Origin of the sequence: Amycolatopsis kentuckyensis (genome assembly GCF_002155975.1) — a bacterium.
Lineage (GTDB): Bacteria > Actinomycetota > Actinomycetes > Mycobacteriales > Pseudonocardiaceae > Amycolatopsis > Amycolatopsis kentuckyensis.
Window position 1 is genome coordinate 49,885 of record NZ_MUMI01000096.1, and the last position, 17,962, is coordinate 67,846.

Annotated in this window: 18 protein-coding genes; 4 read left to right on the forward strand and 14 right to left on the reverse strand. The window is 73.0% G+C overall.

What is annotated here, in order from left to right; translation table 11 throughout:
- Positions 1-129: 129 nt before the first annotated feature.
- Positions 130-1,353, forward strand: a complete 1,224-nt coding sequence (locus CCN39_RS11015) for a cytochrome P450 (RefSeq protein WP_086840950.1) — start codon at positions 130-132, stop codon at positions 1,351-1,353.
- A 44-nt stretch (positions 1,354-1,397) separates the two neighbouring features.
- Here CCN39_RS11015 and CCN39_RS11020 read toward each other — a convergent pair whose 3' ends face one another.
- On the reverse strand, positions 1,398-2,057 hold the full coding sequence (locus CCN39_RS11020) for a TetR/AcrR family transcriptional regulator (RefSeq protein WP_086840952.1): 660 nt from the start codon (positions 2,055-2,057) through the stop codon (positions 1,398-1,400).
- 130 nt (positions 2,058-2,187) lie between these two features.
- Here CCN39_RS11020 and CCN39_RS11025 point away from each other — a divergent pair, with 130 nt between their 5' ends.
- The 3 genes from CCN39_RS11025 (at position 2,188) to CCN39_RS11035 (ending at position 5,194) form a co-directional block, all read left to right on the forward strand.
- Positions 2,188-3,630, forward strand: a complete 1,443-nt coding sequence (locus CCN39_RS11025; RefSeq protein WP_086840954.1) for a DHA2 family efflux MFS transporter permease subunit — start codon at positions 2,188-2,190, stop codon at positions 3,628-3,630.
- Entirely contained in the window at positions 3,627-4,460 is an 834-nt protein-coding gene (locus tag CCN39_RS11030; RefSeq protein WP_086840956.1) for an SDR family NAD(P)-dependent oxidoreductase, read from the forward strand. The genes CCN39_RS11025 and CCN39_RS11030 overlap by 4 nt, the downstream gene beginning before the upstream one ends.
- Before the next feature lie 86 nt (positions 4,461-4,546).
- The gene (locus tag CCN39_RS11035; protein WP_086840958.1) at positions 4,547-5,194 is read left to right on the forward strand and encodes a hypothetical protein; all 648 of its coding nucleotides are present in this window, start codon (positions 4,547-4,549) and stop codon (positions 5,192-5,194) included.
- Here the strand turns inward: CCN39_RS11035 and CCN39_RS11040 are convergent.
- The 13 genes from CCN39_RS11040 to CCN39_RS11100 form a co-directional block, all read right to left on the reverse strand.
- On the reverse strand, positions 5,160-5,741 hold the full coding sequence (locus tag CCN39_RS11040) for a putative quinol monooxygenase (RefSeq protein WP_086840960.1): 582 nt from the start codon (positions 5,739-5,741) through the stop codon (positions 5,160-5,162). The genes CCN39_RS11035 and CCN39_RS11040 overlap by 35 nt on opposite strands.
- A gap of 10 nt (positions 5,742-5,751) precedes the next feature.
- Positions 5,752-6,339 carry an NADPH-dependent FMN reductase gene (locus CCN39_RS11045; protein ID WP_086840962.1) on the reverse strand — a complete coding sequence of 196 codons (588 nt, stop codon included), beginning with the start codon at positions 6,337-6,339 and terminating at the stop codon, positions 5,752-5,754.
- Positions 6,320-7,507 carry an MFS transporter gene (locus tag CCN39_RS11050; RefSeq protein ID WP_086840993.1) on the reverse strand — a complete coding sequence of 396 codons (1,188 nt, stop codon included), beginning with the start codon at positions 7,505-7,507 and terminating at the stop codon, positions 6,320-6,322. Before CCN39_RS11050 ends, CCN39_RS11045 begins: the two co-directional genes overlap by 20 nt.
- A complete protein-coding gene (locus CCN39_RS11055) occupies positions 7,500-8,492 on the reverse strand; it encodes an LLM class flavin-dependent oxidoreductase (RefSeq protein ID WP_086840964.1) in 993 nt (330 codons plus the stop codon). The genes CCN39_RS11050 and CCN39_RS11055 overlap by 8 nt, the downstream gene beginning before the upstream one ends.
- Positions 8,493-8,522: 30 nt before the next feature.
- Positions 8,523-10,436 carry an SDR family oxidoreductase gene (locus tag CCN39_RS52775; RefSeq protein WP_086840966.1) on the reverse strand — a complete coding sequence of 638 codons (1,914 nt, stop codon included), beginning with the start codon at positions 10,434-10,436 and terminating at the stop codon, positions 8,523-8,525.
- 1 nt (position 10,437) lies between these two features.
- Complete coding sequence (locus CCN39_RS11065; RefSeq protein WP_086840968.1) at positions 10,438-11,385, reverse strand: aromatase/cyclase; 948 nt, start codon at positions 11,383-11,385, stop codon at positions 10,438-10,440.
- Between the two features lie 30 nt (positions 11,386-11,415).
- Positions 11,416-12,198: a 3-oxoacyl-ACP reductase FabG gene (fabG, locus tag CCN39_RS11070; protein WP_086840970.1), complete on the reverse strand. Its 783-nt coding sequence runs from the start codon at positions 12,196-12,198 to the stop codon at positions 11,416-11,418.
- A 16-nt stretch (positions 12,199-12,214) separates the two neighbouring features.
- On the reverse strand, positions 12,215-12,481 hold the full coding sequence (locus CCN39_RS11075; RefSeq protein ID WP_143264010.1) for an acyl carrier protein: 267 nt from the start codon (positions 12,479-12,481) through the stop codon (positions 12,215-12,217).
- Positions 12,482-12,492: 11 nt separating this feature from the next.
- Entirely contained in the window at positions 12,493-13,722 is a 1,230-nt protein-coding gene (locus CCN39_RS11080) for a ketosynthase chain-length factor (protein WP_086840974.1), read from the reverse strand.
- Positions 13,719-14,999, reverse strand: coding sequence for a beta-ketoacyl-[acyl-carrier-protein] synthase family protein (locus CCN39_RS11085; RefSeq protein ID WP_086840976.1), 1,281 nt, complete (start codon positions 14,997-14,999; stop codon positions 13,719-13,721). Before CCN39_RS11085 ends, CCN39_RS11080 begins: the two co-directional genes overlap by 4 nt.
- On the reverse strand, positions 14,996-15,322 hold the full coding sequence (locus tag CCN39_RS11090) for a TcmI family type II polyketide cyclase (protein WP_086840978.1): 327 nt from the start codon (positions 15,320-15,322) through the stop codon (positions 14,996-14,998). The genes CCN39_RS11085 and CCN39_RS11090 overlap by 4 nt, the downstream gene beginning before the upstream one ends.
- 20 nt (positions 15,323-15,342) lie before the next feature.
- A complete protein-coding gene (locus CCN39_RS11095; protein ID WP_086840980.1) occupies positions 15,343-16,803 on the reverse strand; it encodes an FAD-dependent monooxygenase in 1,461 nt (486 codons plus the stop codon).
- A 135-nt stretch (positions 16,804-16,938) separates the two neighbouring features.
- Positions 16,939-17,802, reverse strand: a complete 864-nt coding sequence (locus CCN39_RS11100) for an NAD(P)H-binding protein (RefSeq protein ID WP_086840981.1) — start codon at positions 17,800-17,802, stop codon at positions 16,939-16,941.
- Positions 17,803-17,962: the final 160 nt, after the last annotated feature.

The window sequence follows — 17,962 nt, forward strand, 5'->3', positions numbered from 1 at the left end:
GCCCGGCCCGTCGACGTGCATCCGCCGGCCGGAGTTTTGGTTTTGCCTGACATCCGGCTGGAACCGAATTGTCAATGCCGACCTACGCTCGGCGGGGATCCCACCCTTCGACCGCGACGGGACGCGCCGATGACGACGACCCAGCCGGAGCGGGGCAGCCGGGGCTGCCCGTTCCACGCCACCGACTTCACCTCCGAACGTCTCGACCTCGACCCCGAATACTCCCGGCTGCGACGGGAAAAGCCGCTCGTCCGGGTGACGATGCCGCACGGCGGGGACGCGTGGGTGGCGACCCGCTACGACGACGTGAAAACCGTGCTCGGCGATCCGCGGTTCAGCCGGGCCGCCACCGTCGGCAAGGACGTCCCCCGTTCGAGCCCGCTGATCCAGCAGGATTCCTCGCTGCTGAGCATGGATCCGCCCCAGCACACCCGCCTGCGCAGGCTCGCCGCCAAGGCGTTCACCGTGCGGCGGGCCAACGCCATGCGGCCCCGGGTGCAGTCCATTGTGGATTCGCTGGTCGACGGGCTGGAGGCGGGCGGCTCACCGGGTGACCTCGCCGCGGCGCTCACCTGGCCGCTCGGCATCACGGTGATCTGCGAGCGGTTCGGCGTGCCCGAGGAGGACCGCGAGCTGTTCCACTCCTGGACCGATCAGATGATGGCGCTGACCGTGGACGACCCGGCGACCATCGTCGGTGCCCGGGAGCAGCTGGACGGCTACCTCGCCGAGCTCATCGCCAAGCGGGCCGCCAACCCGGCCGACGACCTGATCAGCGAACTCGTCGAGGTCCGGGAGGAGGGCGACCGGTTCAGCCAGGCCGAGCTCGCCGTGTTCGCCGTCGACCTGCTCACCGCCGGCCACGAGACGACCGCCAACCAGCTGGGCAACTTCCTGTACACGTTGCTGAGCCGGCGTGACCTGTGGGATCGGCTGGTGGCCGCCCCGGAGCAGGTGCCCGCCGCGGTCGAAGAGCTGCTGCGCTACACCCCGCTGGCCGCGAGCATCGCACCGTTCTCGCGGATCGCCACCGAAGACGTCGAGGTCGCCGGGGAGCTGATCCGCGCGGGCGAGGCCGTGCTGGGCCAGAACGACTCGGCCAACCGGGACGAAACGGTGTTCGCCGATCCGGAGCGGATCGACTTCGGCCGGGCGGAGAACCCGCACGTCGCCTTCGGCCACGGCCCGCACCACTGCCCCGCCGCGTCGCTGGCCCGCGTGGAACTGCAGACCGCCATCGGGACACTGGTCCGGCGCCTGCCGGGGCTGCGGCTGGCGGTGCCGGCCGCAGACGTCGAGTGGACCCGCAACCGGGTCATGCGTGGCGTCCGGAGGCTGCCCGTCGAGTGGTGACCGTCCGAAGAGGCCACGCCGGGACCGCGGCGTGGCCTCTTCGCTCACGCAGCTTCGGGACTCGCGTACGCGCGGACGAACGTGTCGACCGCCGCTTCGGCGATGGACCGCAGCTCCGCCGCCGGGACCTTCCGCGTGCCCAGCCGTGACCGCGCCTCGACCGGGCCGGTCAGCAGGGCCAGGAACTGCTCCGCCGCGGCCACCGGGTCGCAGGACCGCAGCCGCCCGGCCAGCGAAAGCCGCGCCAGCCGGTCGGCCAGCGCTTCGGCGAGCCGGCCGGCGGTCCGCGCCTGGACGACGTCCACGAGTTCCGGGAAGTGCGCCACCTCGGCGTAGGTCAGCCGCCGCAGCGCGCGGGAGCGCTCGTCGCAGCAGGTCTGCAGCATCCGGTGGGCGATGTCCTCCAGCCCGGGGCGCAGGTCTTCCCCCAGGGTCCGCAGCCGTTCGACGACCCGCAGGTTCTCCTCGCTCACCGCGTCGGCAGCCGCTTCCATGGCGTGCCGGAACAGGTTTTCCTTGTCGCTGAGGTGGTTGTAGACGGTCGGCTTGGCCACCCCGGCCACCTCGGCGATCTCCTGCACGCACGCCTGCGCGTAGCCGCGCCGGGCGAAGACGTCGAAGGCGGCATCGAGGATGGCCTGCCGCTTGTCGATCCGCCCGCGGGACGTCTTGCGCCCGGCCGAGGCCGTCATTCCGGTCACCATCGCAGGGTACCCGAACGGAGCCCGATCTGAACTCGCTGGTTCATTCTCGTGAACCCGCTTGTCAGTAAACCGGCCGGATCACTACATTGAACCCGCAAGTTCAATCCAAGCGAACCGGGGAGACAAGGTCATGACACAGCAACCGGACACCGGGCTGGATCCCGCGCTGCGGCGGCTCATCGCCGTGGTCCTGCTCGGCGGGATCATGGGGATCCTCGACGGGTCGATGGCCGCGGTGGCCGTCGACACCCTCGCCTCCCGGTTCGAGACCTCGCTCAGCGCCATCGGCTGGGTGTCCACCGGCTACCTGCTGGCCCTCACCGTCACCATCCCGGTCACCGCGTGGGCGATCGACCGCGTCGGCCCGCGCCGCCTCTGGCTGTCCGGGCTCGTGCTGTTCCTGGTCGGCTCGGTCGCCTCCGGGCTCGCCTGGGACGTCGGCTCCCTCATCGTGTTCCGGGTCGTGCAGGGCGTCGGCGCCGGCATCCTCGACCCGCTCATGCTCATGCTGCTCGCCCGCGCGGCAGGCCCGTCCCGCGCCGGCCGGGTGATGGGGGTGATGGGCGTGGTCGGCTCCTCCGGCCCGGTCCTGGGCCCGATCATCGGCGGGGTGATCCTGCAGAACCTGGACTGGCGCTGGATGTTCCTGGTGAACGTCCCGATCGTGGTCGTGGCCTTCGCGCTGTCGCTGCGGGTGCTGCCCGCCGACCCGCCCGCGGCGGAGCGCCAGAGCTCCCGGCTGGACGTCCTCGGCGTCGCCCTCGTCGGTCCCGGTGTCGCGGTGGGCGTGCTCGCCCTCTCGGAAGCCGCGCAGCGCGGCGCCTTCGTCACCTGGCAGGTCCTGCTGCCGCTGGCCGCGGCAGTCGTGCTGCTCGGCGGCTACGCCGTCCACGCGCTGCGGCGCCGGGAAACCCCGCCGCTGATCGAGCTGCGCATGTTCGCCCGCCGCAACTTCAGCGCCAGCGTCCTGACCGGTGCGCTGGTCGGCGTCGCCACCTTCGGCAGCCTGTTCGTGCTCCCGCTCTACTACCAGCAGGTCCGGGGACACGGCGTGTTCGCCGCCGGCCTGCTGCTCGCCCCGCTCGGCCTGGGTTCGGCCATCTCGATGCCGCTGTCCGGGCGGCTGTCCGACCGGCTCGGCTCGCGGCGGCTGGTCCAGTGCGGTGCCGTCGTCGCCCTGCTCAGCGCGATCGGGTTCAGCCTGCTCGGCGCCGGAACCAGCCACGTCGTCGGCGCGGTCGTCGCCTTCACGATCGGGCTCGGGCTCGGCTCGGTCGGGGCCCCCACGATCGGCTCGCTCTACCGCACCCTGCCCCCGGAACAGGTGCCGCAGGGCAGCTCGGTCCTCTACATGCTCAACCAGCTGGGCGCGTCGGTCGGCATCGCCGTCGTCGCCCTGATCATGCAGAACGCCGCCGGCCCGCTCGCCGGGTTCCACACCGCCTACTGGTGGATCGCCGGCGCGCTGGTGGTCGTGCTGCTGGTGAGCCCGCTGATCCCCGGCCGTCCGGAGCCGGCCGCCGCCGCGCCCGCGCACGAGCCGGTGGCGGCCGGCGCGGAGGAGCACCGGTGAAGACCCTCGTGATCGCCGGCGGCACCGACGGGATCGGCCGCCACCTCACCGAAACCCACGTCCGGCGCGGGGACCACGTCGTCGTGGTCGGCCGCGACGAGGTCAAGGGCAAGGCGGTGGTGTCCGCCGCCGACGGGCCCGGCCGGGCGGAATTCGCCCGCGCCGACCTGAGCCTGCTCGCCGAGACCCGCGCGCTGGTGACCGACCTCGCCGACCGGCTGCCCGCGATCGACGCGCTCGTCCTGTGCGCCCGCCACTACCGCTCCACCCGCACCGTCACCCGGGAAGGGATCGAGGAGAACTTCGCGCTGTTCTACCTCAGCCGGTTCCTGCTCGGCCACGGGCTGCGGTCCACTTTGGAGGCCGCACCGGTCCCGGTGATCGTCAACGTCGCCGGGCCGGGCGGGGACCTCTCGCTGGTTCGATGGGACGACCTGCAGCTGCGCCGCGGCTACCACGGCGGGCTCGCGCTGGGCCAGGGCGGCAAGCTCAACGACCTGCTGGGCGTGTCCTTCGCCGAGCAGTACGCGGGCGGCGCGACGCGGTACGTGCTGGTCCACCCGGGCGTCACGGCGACCGGGTTCTCCGGCACCTACGACCGCGAAACGCTGGCCCACATCGACCACATGAAACGGCACGCCAAGCCGGTCCGGGCCGCCGCCGAGCCGATCTCCCGGCTGATCGAGGCGCCTCCGGCCGCCCCGCTCAGCGCGTTCGTGGAAGGCGAACCCCTCGGCGTGACCGGGCGGGGCTTCGCCCCGGCATCGGCCCGGCGGCTGGACGTGCTGACCCGGGAGCTGCTTTCCGTGACAAGAATTGATCTCCCCTGACACAACCCTGAACCGGCGTGTCTGGCGGAATGCGTGGCAGCGCACCGAAAATAGGGGAAATCCCTTTTCGCGTGAGGAGAACCACCATGCCCGTCGGCCACCGAACCCGCCCGGTGCTCGACCGTCCCGGCGTCGCCGTCGTGCACGTCGGGACGATCGACACCGCCGGACCGGCGCACCAGCAGGACGTCCTGGACGCCGAAACCGGGCGGCGGCGGACCCGTCCGTGGCCGGCCGGCCTGCTGGCGTTCAGCAGTTTCGCCACCGGGGACGGCCGGTCGGTCCTCATCCACACCCAATGGGCTTCGGAGTCCGCTTTGGACGAAGCACTCGGCGAGGTGCCCGACGGCACGGCGTTCCGGCTGCACCGCGTGGTCCGCGGGGGCGCCGTGCCGGACCCCGTGCCGCCCGCCGAGTGCTTCCCGGTCGCCTTCTTCACGATGGACGACGGGCAGGACGGCCGGGCCTGGGTGGACGAAATGCTGGCCGGCGAGGAGGCCCGCGCGGGCAGCGAACGGGCCTACCCCGGCGCGATCGCCGCCTACCTCTACGTCAGCGCGGACGGCGCGCGCGTGCTGAGTTTCTCCGAATGGGAGACCGAAGCGCAGGCCGTCGCCCACATCGAGCAGGTCTGGGCGGACGAGCTCGGCACGGGCGACGATCCCGGGACCGGCGCGAACTACCGGCACCACCTGACGCTCACCGCGGAGTACCTCGCAGCTCGAACCGCCTGAACCCGATCGGGCGGACGCCGGGCAGGCCGGTGGAGACCCGCAGGGTGTTCCTGCGGGTCTCCCCCTCCAGGAACGCGACGTGCGCCTCGTGCGTCGTCCATTCGGCGTAGTTGAGCACGCGAGTACCGTCGACGCTCGCGTGGAAGTACGCCGACAGCATTCCGGGCGGCGCCGGTCGTGACTCCAAAGTGGACACCAGGGCCGAGATCACGGCCTCCTGGCGGTCGGGGCCGTCGACGTCGAAGGTCGCGATCACGATCGCGCCCGGCGAACCACCCGCCGGGACGACGCCACGGCGCAGCCGGTACTCGACGACGCCGCCCGGCACGTCACGGGCCACGGACGTTCCGTATTGGACGTAGCTGAGCACCGTGGTGCCCTCGGTGTCCCGGTAGACACCGGCCGAGCGGACGTCCGGGACGCCCTCCCACTGCCGCGCCAGCTCTTTCACGGCCGTGGCGGCCGCTGCCTCGTCCGGCGCGTACCGGTGTCCCACGAGGACCGCGCCGACACCGGCGCGGCCGATGTCCGGGGGGACGAGCGTCATCTTCGGCTCCTCAGCGTTCGAAGGGATGGGCCGACCGGGCGGCGCTCAGCGCGGCCGCCCACCACGACAGGCGGTCGAGCAGCACTTTCGCGGCCACGTCGGCGTCGTCACCGGCGGGACGGCCGCCCTCGAAGAGGTCCCAGGCGTTCGCGAAGCTCAGCGACTCCCGCACCGAGACCGCGTGCAGCTCGGCGAAGACCTGCCGCAGCTGTTCGACGGCACGCAGGCCACCGCTCGCACCGCCGTAGGACACGAACGCCACCGGCTTGGCCGCCCATTCGTCGAAGAACCAGTCGATGGTGTTCTTCAGCGCCGCCGGGGGCGCGTGGTTGTACTCGGGGGTGACCACGACGAACGCGCCGGCCGCGCCGAGCTTGCCCGCCAGCTCGTCCCGGACCCGCGCCACGGACGGCGCCGGGGTCACGCCGGGTTCGGGCATCACCAGGGGCAGCGGGTACTCGAGCAGGTCGACGACCTCGACGTGGAAATCGGGGTGCGCGGCGGCCACGCCGGCGAACCAGCGCGCGACGGTCGGGCCGAACCGGCCGTCGCGGACGCTGCCGACGAGGACGACGAGTTCATGGGGTTGCCGGGTCATGACGGGCCTTCCGGGGAGTGCGGACGACGGGCAGGACGGCGACCACCGCGCCGAGCGCGGCGATCGCGGTGAGCAGCACCGCGGCGGCACGGGCGCCGCCGCCGGCCAGCAGCAGGGCGACGAACGGCAGCACCAGGGCGGACCCCAGCTGGACGAACGTCTGGTAGACCGGCACCGCGACCCCGCGGGACGCGGCCGGGATCGTCGCGGTGGCCTGGATGTTCAGCGCGGCGAACGCCAGCACGAACCCGGCCTCGACGAACAGCAGCACGGGCAGCACCGTCGTCGCGTACGGCGAAACAGCCGGCTGCGTCAGGAACAGCGCAGCGCCGGCGAACGCGCAGAGCGCGCCGGCCGCGATCAGCCACGGCGTGCCGAACTTCCCCGCCAGCCGCGGCCCGAACGGCGCCGCGACGGCGAGCGGCAGGCTCGCGGGCAGCAGGGCGACCGCGATCAGCCACGGTGTCAGCCCCCGGCCGGCCAGCTCGGTCACGACCACGAGCAGCAGGCCGATGTAGGTCCCGTTGAGCGCCGCGGCGCCGACCCCCGCACGGAGCAGCGAACGGTCTCGCAGGACCGCCGCGCCGGGGCGGGCAGGCGCCGGGCCGCGACCCACCGGGATCACCCGCACCGCACCCGCCAGCAGTGCCGACGCCACGAGCGCGGGCGCGAAGAACACCCAGCGCCAGCCGATCCCGGCCAGGACACCCGAGAGCAGGAGCCCGGTCGTGAACCCGGCCGCGCCCGCCAGCGCGTAGCCGGCGAGCGCCCGGCGCCGGGCCGCGCCCTCGGGAACCGCGGTGGTGATGATGGCCAGCCCGGCCGGGGCGGTCAGCGCGGCGCAGCCGCCCTTGACCACCCGGCTCGCGATCAGCACCGCGACCGAGCCGGTCAGCCCGCCCAGCACCGAGGCCAGCACGAAGACCACCATCGCGGCCAGGTAGACGCGACGGCGTCCCCACCGCGCCGCCGACCACGGGCCGGGCAGCAGGAGCGCCGCGAAGCCGAGGGCGAACCCGCTGAGCAGCCACTGCCCGCCCACGGGCGAGAGCCCGAACGCGGTCCGGGCCGGGGCCAGGGCGGGCAGGACGACCGAGACTTCCACGGCGTCGAGGAGCATGTTCCCCGACAGCACCCACAGCAGGAGCCCGGGCCGTGGTTCAGCCATGTGCCACGGCCCGGTCGCCGGCGCCCAGGAGCGGGGCGAGCTCACCGGTCACCAGCTCGATGTGGCGGGTCACCAGGTCTTCGGGAAGGCCCGCGATGTCGGCCCAGAAGATGAGGTGCGCCAGGGGCAGTCCCCGCGTGCGTTCGCGGATCCGGGCCGCGGCGTCCGCCGGTGTCAGGATCTCCAGCGCTCCCCACGGGCCGTCCGCGGGCCGGTCGCGGAACTCCTCCGGCGTGACCAGCGGGGGCCGGGGCAGGTCGGTGCTCTCGACCGAGCCCTGCCGGTAGGTGTTCATCTGGTGCGCCAGGTGCGGGGCGACGCGCGGCCAGGCGGCGTCCGGGTCGTCGGCGAGGAACACCGGGAGCAGGTCGGAGACCCGCGCGGTCGCGGGATCGTGGCCGCCCTCGACCAGCCCGTCGCGGTAGTGCCCGAACATCTCGTGCGAGATGTGCAGCAGGCCGATGCCCAGCCGCCCGGCCAGGCGCGCACCCCGCGGGCCGTAGAAGCCACCCCACAACGGCACCGGGTCCTGCAGCGGCGCCGGGGTCACCCCGCCTTCGGCCCACAGCCGGCGGACCTCGCGGACGACGTGCTCGGTGCCGGCGAACCGGCGGCCGAACTCCGCGTCGAACAACCGGTATTCGGGCACGCGGTACCCGGCGCCGATGCCGAGTTCGAGCCGGCCGCCGCTGATCAGGTCGACCAGCGCGGCCTCCTCGGCCAGCTGCGCCGGCTTGCGCAGCGCGGGCAGCACCACCGCGGTCCCGATCCGCACGCGGCGGGTCCGCGCCGCGGCCGCCGCCGCGAACGTGAGCGGCTGCGGCAGGTACCCGTCTTCGAACAGGTGGTGCTCGGTGAACCAGACGCCGCCGGCACCGCGCCGGTCGGCCTCCTCGCACAGCTCGAGGTGGTAGGCGTAGTGGTCGGCCCACGGCCGCGGCCACTGCCGCGGGTTGCGCAGGTCGAAGAGGAAACCGACGTCCATCGGGAAGCTCCGTTCTCGGGCGGGGAGTCGTCAGCCGAGCAGCGTGCCGCCGCTGGCGTCGAGGAACGCGCCGGTCACCCAGCGCGCGTCGTCACTGGCCAGGAACGCGACCACGTCGGCGACGTCGCGGGCCTGCCCGACGCGCTTGAACGCCGACAGCTGGGCCATCTGCTCGACGGCCTCCGGGATGTCGAACACCGCGCTGCCGTTGTCGGTGATGCCCGGCGCGACGCTGTTGACCGTGATCCCGCGGGGCGCCAGGTGCCGCGCGAAGTGCAGCGAGATCTGCTCGATCGCGCCCTTGGTCATCGAGTAGGCCACCTGCTCGGGGTTGGCGACCCGGGTGAGCCCCGACGAGATGTTGATGATCCGCCCGCCTTCGGGCAGCAGGCCGATCGCCCGCTGCACGATGAAGTACGGTGCCTTGGCGTTGACCGCGAAGAGCCGGTCGAACTCCTCGGGTGTCACGTCCTCCGGCGCGATGCCGGCCGGGGTGGTCGCGCCGGCGTTGTTGACCACGATGTCCAGGGTGGTTTCGCCGGTCCGTTCCTTGAGTCCCCGTTCCAGCGCGAGGAACAGCTCGTGGACGTCGCCGGGCACGCCCAGCTCGGCCCGGACAGCGAACGCCCGTCCGCCGTCCTTCTCCACGAGTGCCACGGTTTCCGCCGCGGCTTCCTCGTTGCTCGCGTAGTGGACCGCGACCAGCGCCCCGTCGGCGGCCAGGCGCCGGGCGATCGCGCGGCCGATGCCCCGGCTGGCGCCGGTGACCAGCGCGGTCTTGTGGTCGAGCTTGCCCATTTCGGGTCCTTCCGGAGTAGGTGGCGCGGGCACGGTGCCGAGCCCGCTGATCGAGCGCGCGAGGTGCGTGCGGACGCTGCCGAACCGCAGCAGCTCCGCGAACAGCTCCCGCAGCGGTTCCACCTCCGGCCCGCCGAGCAGCAGCAGGGACTGGGCGGAGATGCCGGTGAGCGCGCGGGCGCCCACCAGATGGCGTTCGCGGTGGTAGCCGTCCAGGCCGGTCACGAACGCGCGGGCGAGCGCGGCGGCGTCCTGCAGCGCGAGGTTGAGCGCCTGGCCGCCGACCGGCATCTGCCGGTGGGCGGCGTCCCCGGCCAGCAGCACCCGGCCCCGCCGGTATTCGGTCACCTGACGGCTGGTGGTGCCGAAGGCGTTGAGCCAGAGCGGTTCCCCGTGCCCGATGTCCTCGCCGGTCACGGTGGCCCACGCCCGCACGACCTCCGCGAACGACGGCTCGCCGGAGCGCTGAGCCGGAATCGCGCCGAAGACGTGCACCATGACCCGCGTGCTGCCGTCGGGCCAGCGCGCCGCCGTGGCGAGCCCGCGCGGATGCCGCTCGAACCGCCGGTCCGGGATCTCGATCCCGGCGACGTCCGCCCGCAGCATCTCCCGGGTGGCGTCCCGGCCGGCGAAGTCGAACCCGCCCAGCTCGCGGACCGTGCTCTCCTCTCCGTCGCAGCCCACGACGTACCCCGCCGACAGCCGGCGGCAGCCGCCCGCGTCGTCGGCCGCGTCGACGACGACGTGGTCGCCGAGGTCGGCCAGCCCGATCACCCGGACGCCCCGCTCGATCCGGGCGCCCAGCTCGACGGCGCGGTCGGCCAGCACCGCCTCGAGCTCCGCCTGGCGGCACTTCCACTGGCCCGCGTAGGGATGGGCCGGATCGGCCTCGGTGAGGTCGAGCCGGAGCCCGCCGAAGTGCCCCGGCCCGCCGCCGGGCAAGGCGCCGCCGAGCCTGCCGAGGACACCGCGTTCGGCCAGCAGCTCCATCGTCCGGGCGTGCAGCGTCGAGGCCTTCGACGCCGTGTCCGGAACAGCGAGCCGTTCCAGCACGGTCACCCGGAACCCCGCCGCGCACAGGTCCCCGGCGAGCAGCAGCCCGGCGGGCCCGGCCCCGGCGATCAGGACGTCGGTGTCCGGGCGCACGTCAGCGCCGCGCTTCCGCGTGCTCCTTGGCGTGCGCCAAGGTGGCCCGGCTGTTGCCGCCCAGCGCGTCGCGAATGAACGTCCTGGCCTCGGCGACCCCGGCGTCCGGGCCGAGGATCTTCGTGATGTTCGCCGGGTTCAGCACGACGGTGTGCTGCGAGCTCGCCGTGGTGACGCCGTCGGGGCCCTCCTCGAACTGCCAGTAGCCGGTGTGCAGCGTCATCAGCGCGGGCAGGGTCGTCTGCTTGTAGGCGATCCGGTGGTGCGGGAAGCACACCCGGACGGACTCGGTCGTGTGCGCCGAGCCGTCCTTGGTCAGCGTCTCCATCCGCAGCACCTGCAGGCCCGGCGTGTCCTCGGTGAGCACGACGTCCCGGACGTGCGGCAGCCGCTGCGACCACAGGTGCGCGTCGTTGACGAAGTCGTAGACGTCCTTGGCCGCCCCCTCGATGCGCACACTGTCCACGAAGGACAACGTCAGCTCCGCGTTGCGGGTGGCTTCCTCCAGCCCGGCCTTGACCGACGGGAGCTCGGCCCGGCTGTTGCCGTCCACCGCGCGGTCGATCCACGCCAGGCCGTCGGGGTCGTCGTCGACCGCGCGGTAGGAGTGCAGCAGGCGCAGGCGGGTCTCCGCCGGGCCCAGCGGCTCGATCACCCACGTCCCGCTCATCTCGGCGACCGGGGGCGCCGAGACCTCCTGGATGAACGAAATCCGCAGGCCGTCGGGGTCCAGCTCGCGCCGGGAGGTCCAGTTCTTCGCCTCCCCGTTCGCGGTGGCCCAGATCCGGATCCGCTCCGAGGTGCCGGTGCGCTCGAGGTAGTCGACGTACACCGACGGCGGGAACAGCCGCGGCCAGTTCTCGACCTCGGCCAGCAGCCGGTAGACGTCCGCGGCGGCGGCCTGCACGGTGATCTCGTGCTCGACCTCGCGCACAGTGGGTGCGGTCATGCGTTTCTCCTTGGCAGGTGATCGGGAGGGTCAGAAGTTGCCGAGCCCGCCGCAGACGTTGATCGCCTGCGCGGTGATCGACGCCGCGAGGTCGGAGGCGAGGTAGCCGACCAGCCCGGCGACCTCCTCCGGGGTCGAGTAGCGGCCGAGCGGGATCTTCGCGGTGAACTTCTGCAGGATGGCGTCCTCGCTGGTGTCGTAGGCCGCGGCGTAGCCCTGCCGGACCCGTTGCGCCATCGGGGTTTCGACGTACCCGGGGCAGACGGCGTTGACGGTGATCCCGGTCGGGGCGAGCTCGTTGCCGAGCGCTTTGGTGAAGCCGACGACGCCGTGCTTCGACGCCGAATACGGCGCGCCCAGCACGACCCCCTGCTTGCCCGCGGTCGAGGCGATGTTGATGACGCGGCCGCGCTCCCTGGTCCGCATCCCGCCGGTGTTCAGCACCTCGCGGGTCACCAGGAAAACGCTGGTGAGGTTGGTGGCGAGCACGTCGAGCCACAGCTCGTCGGTGAGGTCCGCGGTGACCCCGCCGCCGCTGCGCCCGGCGTTGTTCACCAGCACGTCGACCGGGCCGTACCGGTCCACCGCCGCGCCGACGAACGCACCGATCGAGGCGGGATCGCGGACGTCGGCGGTCACGCCGTCGACGTCGTGGCCTTCGTCCTGCAGGTCCTTGACCGTGCGGAGCAGCGCGTCTTCGCCACGGGCGCAGACGAACACGCGGTGTCCCTGCTGCGCGAGCAGCCGGGCCGAGGCCAGGCCGATCCCGCTGGTCGCGCCGGTCACCAGTGCGACCTTGGCTTCCTGGGTCATGTACTCCTCCTGGTGGTCAGACGCTCTGCACGGTGGCGAGCTGGGCGTTCACGGCGTCGACGAACGCCCGCGGGGTCAGCGCGGTCGCCAGCAGGTCCTCGTCGAGCCGGATGCCGTACTCCCGCTCGATCCGCCCGCTGGTTTCCAGCAGGGCCAGGGATTCGTAGCCGAGTTCGCCGAACTCCGCCTCGGCGATGTCACCGTCGAGGTCGACGTCTTCGTCGGCTCCGGCGCCTTCGCGCAGGATGCGCTTGAGGTCTTCGAGGGTGAAGATTTCGGGCACGGAAGGTCCTTTCACGGAACGGAACGGACGACCATGGCGGAGTTGAACCCGCCCTGGCCTCGGGCGAGGACGAGCGCGGACCGGAGCGTGGCCGGCCGCGGGGCGCCGGTCACCAGGTCGAGCTCGTAGCGGTCGGCGGGGGTGCTGCCGACGGTCGGGGGGAGCACCTGGTCGCGCAGGGCCAGGAAGGCGGCCGCCAGGTCGAGCGGGGCGGCGCCGGAGTAGAGCCGTCCGGTCGCGGTCTTCGGCGCGGTCACCGGCACGCCGCGGGGCCCGAAGACGGCGGTGATCGCCTCGGCCTCCGCCTGGTCGAGCTCCGGCACGGCGGCGGCGTCGGCGAAGACCACTCCGACGTCCTCCGGACCGGCCCCGGCGTCGGCGAGCGCGAGCTCGACCGCCTTCCGCAGCGTGGGCCCGCGGCCGGCACCCGGCCGAGGGTCCACTGTGGACGCGTACCCGGCGATCTCGCCGTAGATCCTGGGCACGTCGCGACGGCGAGCGTGTTCGGCGTCCTCGAGCACCAGCAAGGCGCCGCCCTCGCCGGGTACGTGCCCCGCCGCGCGAGCGTCGAACGGGAGGTAGGCGCGGTGCGGATCCTCGGACACGCTGAGCCGCCCACCGGCGAGCTGCGCGACCCAGCCCCACGGGCACAGCGACGCGTCCACCGCGCCGGCCAGCACCACCGACGTGCCCTTGCGGATCTGCCGGCGGGCCTGCGCGACCGCGTCCAGGCCACCGGCCTGGTCGCTGACCACCACACTGCTCGGGCCGCGCAGCCCGTTGCGGATCGAGATCTGGCCGCTGTTCACCGCGTAGAACCAGGCGAAGGACTGGTACGCGCTGACGTACTGGCCGCCTTTGCTCCACAACGCCTTCAGCTCGTTCTGACCGAACTCGAAGCCCCCGGAGTGCCCGGCCGTGATCACGCCGGCCTCGTAGTCGCGCAGTTCCGCGGGCACGAGCGCGGCGTCGGCGAACGCCCAGTCGGCGCCCACCAGCGCGATCCGCGTCATCCGGTCGGTCTGCGGCAGGAGCCGGCTCGGCAGGTGCTCCTCGGCGCTGAAGTCGCGGATCTCCCCCGCCAGGCGGGCCGGGTAGGACGACGGGTCGAACCGGGTGATCCGGCCGATCCCGCTGCGCCCGGCCAGCGTCGCGGCCCAGTACCGCTCGAGCCCGAGGCCGGTCGGCGCGGCCACGCCGAGCCCGGTGACGACCGGCGCCGCCGCGGTGCGCACCGTCATGCCCCACCCCGCTCCGGGTCCACGAGCACGACCGCGCTCTGGAAACCGCCGAACCCGCTGCCGACCGACAGCACGGTGTCGGTCTTCCAGTCCCGCGCGGTCAGCGGGACGTAGTCGAGGTCGCACTCCGGATCGGGGGTGTGCAGGTTCGCCGTCGGCGGCACGACGTCGTGCGTCATCGCCAGCACCGAAGCGGCCACCTCGATCGAACCGATGGCGCCGAGGGAGTGCCCCACCATCGACTTGATCGAGCTCACCGGCGTGCGGTGGGCGTGCTCGCCGAGGCTGCGCTTGAACGCCGCGGTCTCGTGCCGGTCGTTCTGCTTGGTGCCCGAGCCGTGCGCGTTGATGTAGTCGATGTCCGCCGGGTTCAGCCGGGCCTCGGCCAGCGCGACCCGGATCGCCTCGGCCATCTCCTTGCCGTCCGGGCGCAGCCCGGTCATGTGGAAGGCGTTGGACCGCGTCGCGTAACCCGCGACCTCGGCGTAGATCCGCGCGCCGCGCCGGCGGGCGCTTTCCAGCTCCTCCAGCACGAACACCGCGGCACCTTCGCCGAGGACGAACCCGTTGCGGCTGGCGTCGAAGGGCCGCGATGCGTGCTCCGGGTCGTCGTTGCGCGGGGTCGTCGCCTTGATCGCGTCGAAGCAGGCGACCGTGATCGGCGAGATCGGCGCGTCGGTCGCCCCGGCCACCATCACGTCGACGGTGCCTTCGCGGACCACGTCGGCCGCGTAGCCGACCGCGTCCAGACCGGAGGTGCACCCGGTGGAGATCACCGTGGCGGGTCCCTCGGCGCCGGCCGCCCACGCCACCTCGGTGGCGAACGAGCTGGGCACGAAGTAGTTGTAGAGGTGCGGCACGGCGTAGGCGTGGTCGACGAGGTCGAGCCGCCCGCCGTCGCTGACCGTGCGGTACTCCTGGTCGAGCCCGGTCGTGGCGCCCACGGCGCTGCCGATGGTCACCCCGATCCGGTGCGGGTCGAGCGCGGAGAACTCCAGGCCGCTGTCGGCGATCGCTTCGCGCGCGGTGACGACCGCGAACTGGGCCGCGCGATCCATCCGCCGGATCTCCTGCGGGCTCAGCCCGGCCAGCTCCGCGTCGAAGTCCACCTCGGCGGCGATCTGCGACCGGAACGGTGCCGGGTCGAACAGCGAGATCCGCCGGGTCGCGGTCCGGCCCTCGGCCAGCAGCTGCCAGAAGTCCTTCACGCCGGGCGTGCCGGGTGCGGTCACGCCGAGCCCGGTGATCACCACGCGGCGGCGGTCCCCGGCGCTCACAGCTGCGCCCAGTGGTAGAAGCGGTGCGCCATCGCGTCGGCCGGTGAACGCCACGTCTCCGGGTCGTAGGCGTCGATGAACGGTTTGAGGTCCGTGCTGATCCCCACGAACCTCGGGTCGGTCTTGGCCTCCTCGATGCGCTCTCCGCCGTTGTCGGAGTCGAAGTCCTGCAGGTGGAAGTACAGGCCTTGGTACTCGAACAGCTGACGGCGGCGGGTGCCCATCCGCGCGGGCAGGTCGGTGCGGTCGAACGCGCCGAACAGCTCCGCCACGTCGCCGGTGGCGCCGGGTCGGATCCGGGCCACGATCAGGGTGCTGTGCATGGGTTTCCTCTTTCGGTGTGTCAACGGGCGGGCCCGAACCAGCGGTCCAGGGCCATCGGCAGGTCGTGGTGGCTGCCCGGGGCCGCCCAGGCGACGTGGCCGTCCGGGCGGACCAGGACGGCGGCGGTGTCCCGGAGCGGGCCGGGCACGGGCGCGAGCGGGGCCGCGGTGACGACGTCGACCCGGTCGGTCCAGCCGTCGGCCCTGGCGCGCAGCCGCGGATTGCCGTCGAAATCGAGCAGCACGCCCCGGCCCGGCCGCAGCAGCTCGGCACTGGCGGTTTCCCGCAGGCCCCGGCCGAGGCGCACCCGCGGCAGCCGCAGGCCGAGCAGGGGGTGCGTGCCGCCGCCGACGTCGTAGCGGATGTCGAGCCCGCTCACCCGGGCCGCGAGATGCCGTTGGACCTCGGGGAACTGCGTCAGCTCGGCCAGGACGGCCTTGAGCGGCCCGACGTCCTCCCCGCCGAGGATCAGCTGGCTCTGCGCCCGGGTGCTGGTCAGCAGCTGCCTGCCGACCGCGTGCCGTTCGGCGTGGTAGGTGTCCAGCAGGGACTCCGGCGCGGTGCCCCGCAGCACCGCCGCGAGCTTCCAGCCGAGGTTGACCGCGTCCTGGATGCCGGTGTTCATCCCCTGGCCCCCGGCAGGCAGGTGCACGTGTGCCGCGTCGCCCGCGAGGAGCACCCGCCCGCGCCGGTAGGCGGTGACCAGCCGCGCGGCGTCGCCGAAAGCGCTCACCCAGACCGGCTCGGCCGCCGAGATGTCCTGTCCGGTCAGCCGTTTCCAGACGTCGGCGACCTCCGCGAACGCCGGCGGCCCGGCCCGGCGGCGCGGCGGCGTGCCGTGCTCGCCGACGATGATCCGCTGGGTGCCGTCGGGCAGGCGGGCGGCCATCACCATCCCGCCCGGGACCTGTTCGCCGATCATCCGCGGCTCGATGTCGGCGCCGCGGAGGTCCGCGAGGAACAGCTCGGTGGTCGCTTCCGTGCCGGGGAAGTCGAACCCGGCGGCCTTGCGGACCGTGCTGCGGCCGCCGTCGCAGCCGACGGCGAAGCGGGCCCGGACGACCTCGTCGGTGCCGCCCAGGTGCACGGTCACGCCTTCGTCGTCTTCGGTGAGCCCGGTGACCTCGCGGCCGCGCCGGATGTCCGCACCGAGCCCGCGTGCCCAGTTCTCGAGCACGGTCTCGGTCACCGACTGCGGCACGGTTTTGGCCGCTTCACAGCCCGCTTCGAGCACCCCGAGATCCAGCGGTATGCCGCCGAAGTGGCCGAAGCCGCCGGTTTCGATGTCGCCGAACCGCGGCAGCAGCCCGCGCTGGTCGAACACCTCCATCGTGCGGATGGTGAACCCGATCCCGCGCGACTCCCCGGTCCGGGCGGGCAGCCGGTCGAGCACCACGACGTCGATCCCGGCCAGCCGCAGTTCCCCGGCCAGCGTCAGACCCGCCGGGCCGGCCCCGGCCACGACGACAGCAGCGTCCATTCGGCTCTCCCGAGTTGAGGTGGGTGACAGATCGGCGGGAACGATTTCCGCCGGGTACACATCCATTTTTCTTGCCCGCGGGACCCGGCACAACTGCACCACTGGTGAATGTCGGCAAAGAATGTCAGGGGAATTTCAGTTCTTACTCAGATCCGGCACCGGGGCGCGGAAGTCGCCGGCGTGTTCCTTGGCCCATTCGACGAAACTCAGCGGAAGCCGGCCGGTGATGTCGGCCACTCCGGTCCGGACCGTCGCCGGCCCGAGCTCGGCCGCCGCCTGCGCCTCGACGAGGAATTCCGCGAAGGCGACCGGCAGGACCGCCTCGAGCTGACGCCGGGCTTCGGCCACGGCGATGCGCTGAACCCGCACGGGACGGCCGAGGACGTCCGAGAGGATCCCGATCTGTTCGGCCTGCGTGAGGGATTCCGGCCCGGAGAGGGCCGGCGCGGTCCCCTCGTGCCCCGGCTCGAGCAACGTCGTCACCACGACTTCCGCGACGTCGCGTTCGTGGATCGGCGCGCTGGCCGCGGCGGGGAACGCGGTGCGCACGACACCCTCCGCGCGGATGCCCGCCGCCCACTGCAACGCGTTGGCCGCGAAGGCGTCCGGGCGGACGAACGTCCAGGGGATGCCCGAGGCCTCCAGCACCTTCTCGACGGCGGCGTGCTTGAGCGCGATCGGGCCGTTCCCCGCTCCCGGGTGGATGATCGCCCCGGAGGACAGCAGCACCACGTGCCGCACCCCGGCCGCCAGCGCGGCGGCGGCGAACCCGTCGGCCCCCGCCGGCTCGGCGTAGAGGAACACTTTCTCCACGCCGGCCAGCGCCGCGGGCAGGGTCGCGGGATCGCCGAGGTCGGCGTGCACAGTGTCCACTTCGGACGGAAAGCCGACGGGCGGACCGGCGGCGCTGGCCGCGCGGACCCGCTCCCCCGCGGCCAGCAGCTGGCTGACGACTTCGCGCGCCACGGCTCCCCGCGCGCCCGTGACCAGAACGGCCATCGCGACACTCCTTCGTTTCCCGGTTTACCGGGAATTCTCCGGCGGCGGCCGTGCAACGGACAAGATATCCCGGATGAAATGATTCGCAGTTCTCTGTCATCGGAGATACAAATCCGGGTTTCGCGCGAATTTCACGTCGGCGGCTGTACAGCCGTCACGA

What these genes read in the sequence shown, in the direction of transcription:
- CCN39_RS11015 (WP_086840950.1), top strand. Translation starts at nt 130, where the DNA reads ATGACGACGACCCAGCCGGAGCGGGGCAGCCGGGGCTGCCCGTTCCAC.
- CCN39_RS11020 (WP_086840952.1), bottom strand. Translation starts at nt 2,057, where the DNA reads ATGGTGACCGGAATGACGGCCTCGGCCGGGCGCAAGACGTCCCGCGGG.
- CCN39_RS11025 (WP_086840954.1), top strand. Translation starts at nt 2,188, where the DNA reads ATGACACAGCAACCGGACACCGGGCTGGATCCCGCGCTGCGGCGGCTC.
- CCN39_RS11035 (WP_086840958.1), top strand. Translation starts at nt 4,547, where the DNA reads ATGCCCGTCGGCCACCGAACCCGCCCGGTGCTCGACCGTCCCGGCGTC.
- CCN39_RS11040 (WP_086840960.1), bottom strand. Translation starts at nt 5,741, where the DNA reads ATGACGCTCGTCCCCCCGGACATCGGCCGCGCCGGTGTCGGCGCGGTC.
- CCN39_RS11045 (WP_086840962.1), bottom strand. Translation starts at nt 6,339, where the DNA reads ATGACCCGGCAACCCCATGAACTCGTCGTCCTCGTCGGCAGCGTCCGC.
- CCN39_RS11050 (WP_086840993.1), bottom strand. Translation starts at nt 7,507, where the DNA reads ATGGCTGAACCACGGCCCGGGCTCCTGCTGTGGGTGCTGTCGGGGAAC.
- CCN39_RS11055 (WP_086840964.1), bottom strand. Translation starts at nt 8,492, where the DNA reads ATGGACGTCGGTTTCCTCTTCGACCTGCGCAACCCGCGGCAGTGGCCG.
- CCN39_RS11065 (WP_086840968.1), bottom strand. Translation starts at nt 11,385, where the DNA reads ATGACCGCACCCACTGTGCGCGAGGTCGAGCACGAGATCACCGTGCAG.
- fabG (WP_086840970.1), bottom strand. Translation starts at nt 12,198, where the DNA reads ATGACCCAGGAAGCCAAGGTCGCACTGGTGACCGGCGCGACCAGCGGG.
- CCN39_RS11080 (WP_086840974.1), bottom strand. Translation starts at nt 13,722, where the DNA reads ATGACGGTGCGCACCGCGGCGGCGCCGGTCGTCACCGGGCTCGGCGTG.
- CCN39_RS11090 (WP_086840978.1), bottom strand. Translation starts at nt 15,322, where the DNA reads ATGCACAGCACCCTGATCGTGGCCCGGATCCGACCCGGCGCCACCGGC.
- CCN39_RS11095 (WP_086840980.1), bottom strand. Translation starts at nt 16,803, where the DNA reads ATGGACGCTGCTGTCGTCGTGGCCGGGGCCGGCCCGGCGGGTCTGACG.
- CCN39_RS11100 (WP_086840981.1), bottom strand. Translation starts at nt 17,802, where the DNA reads ATGGCCGTTCTGGTCACGGGCGCGCGGGGAGCCGTGGCGCGCGAAGTC.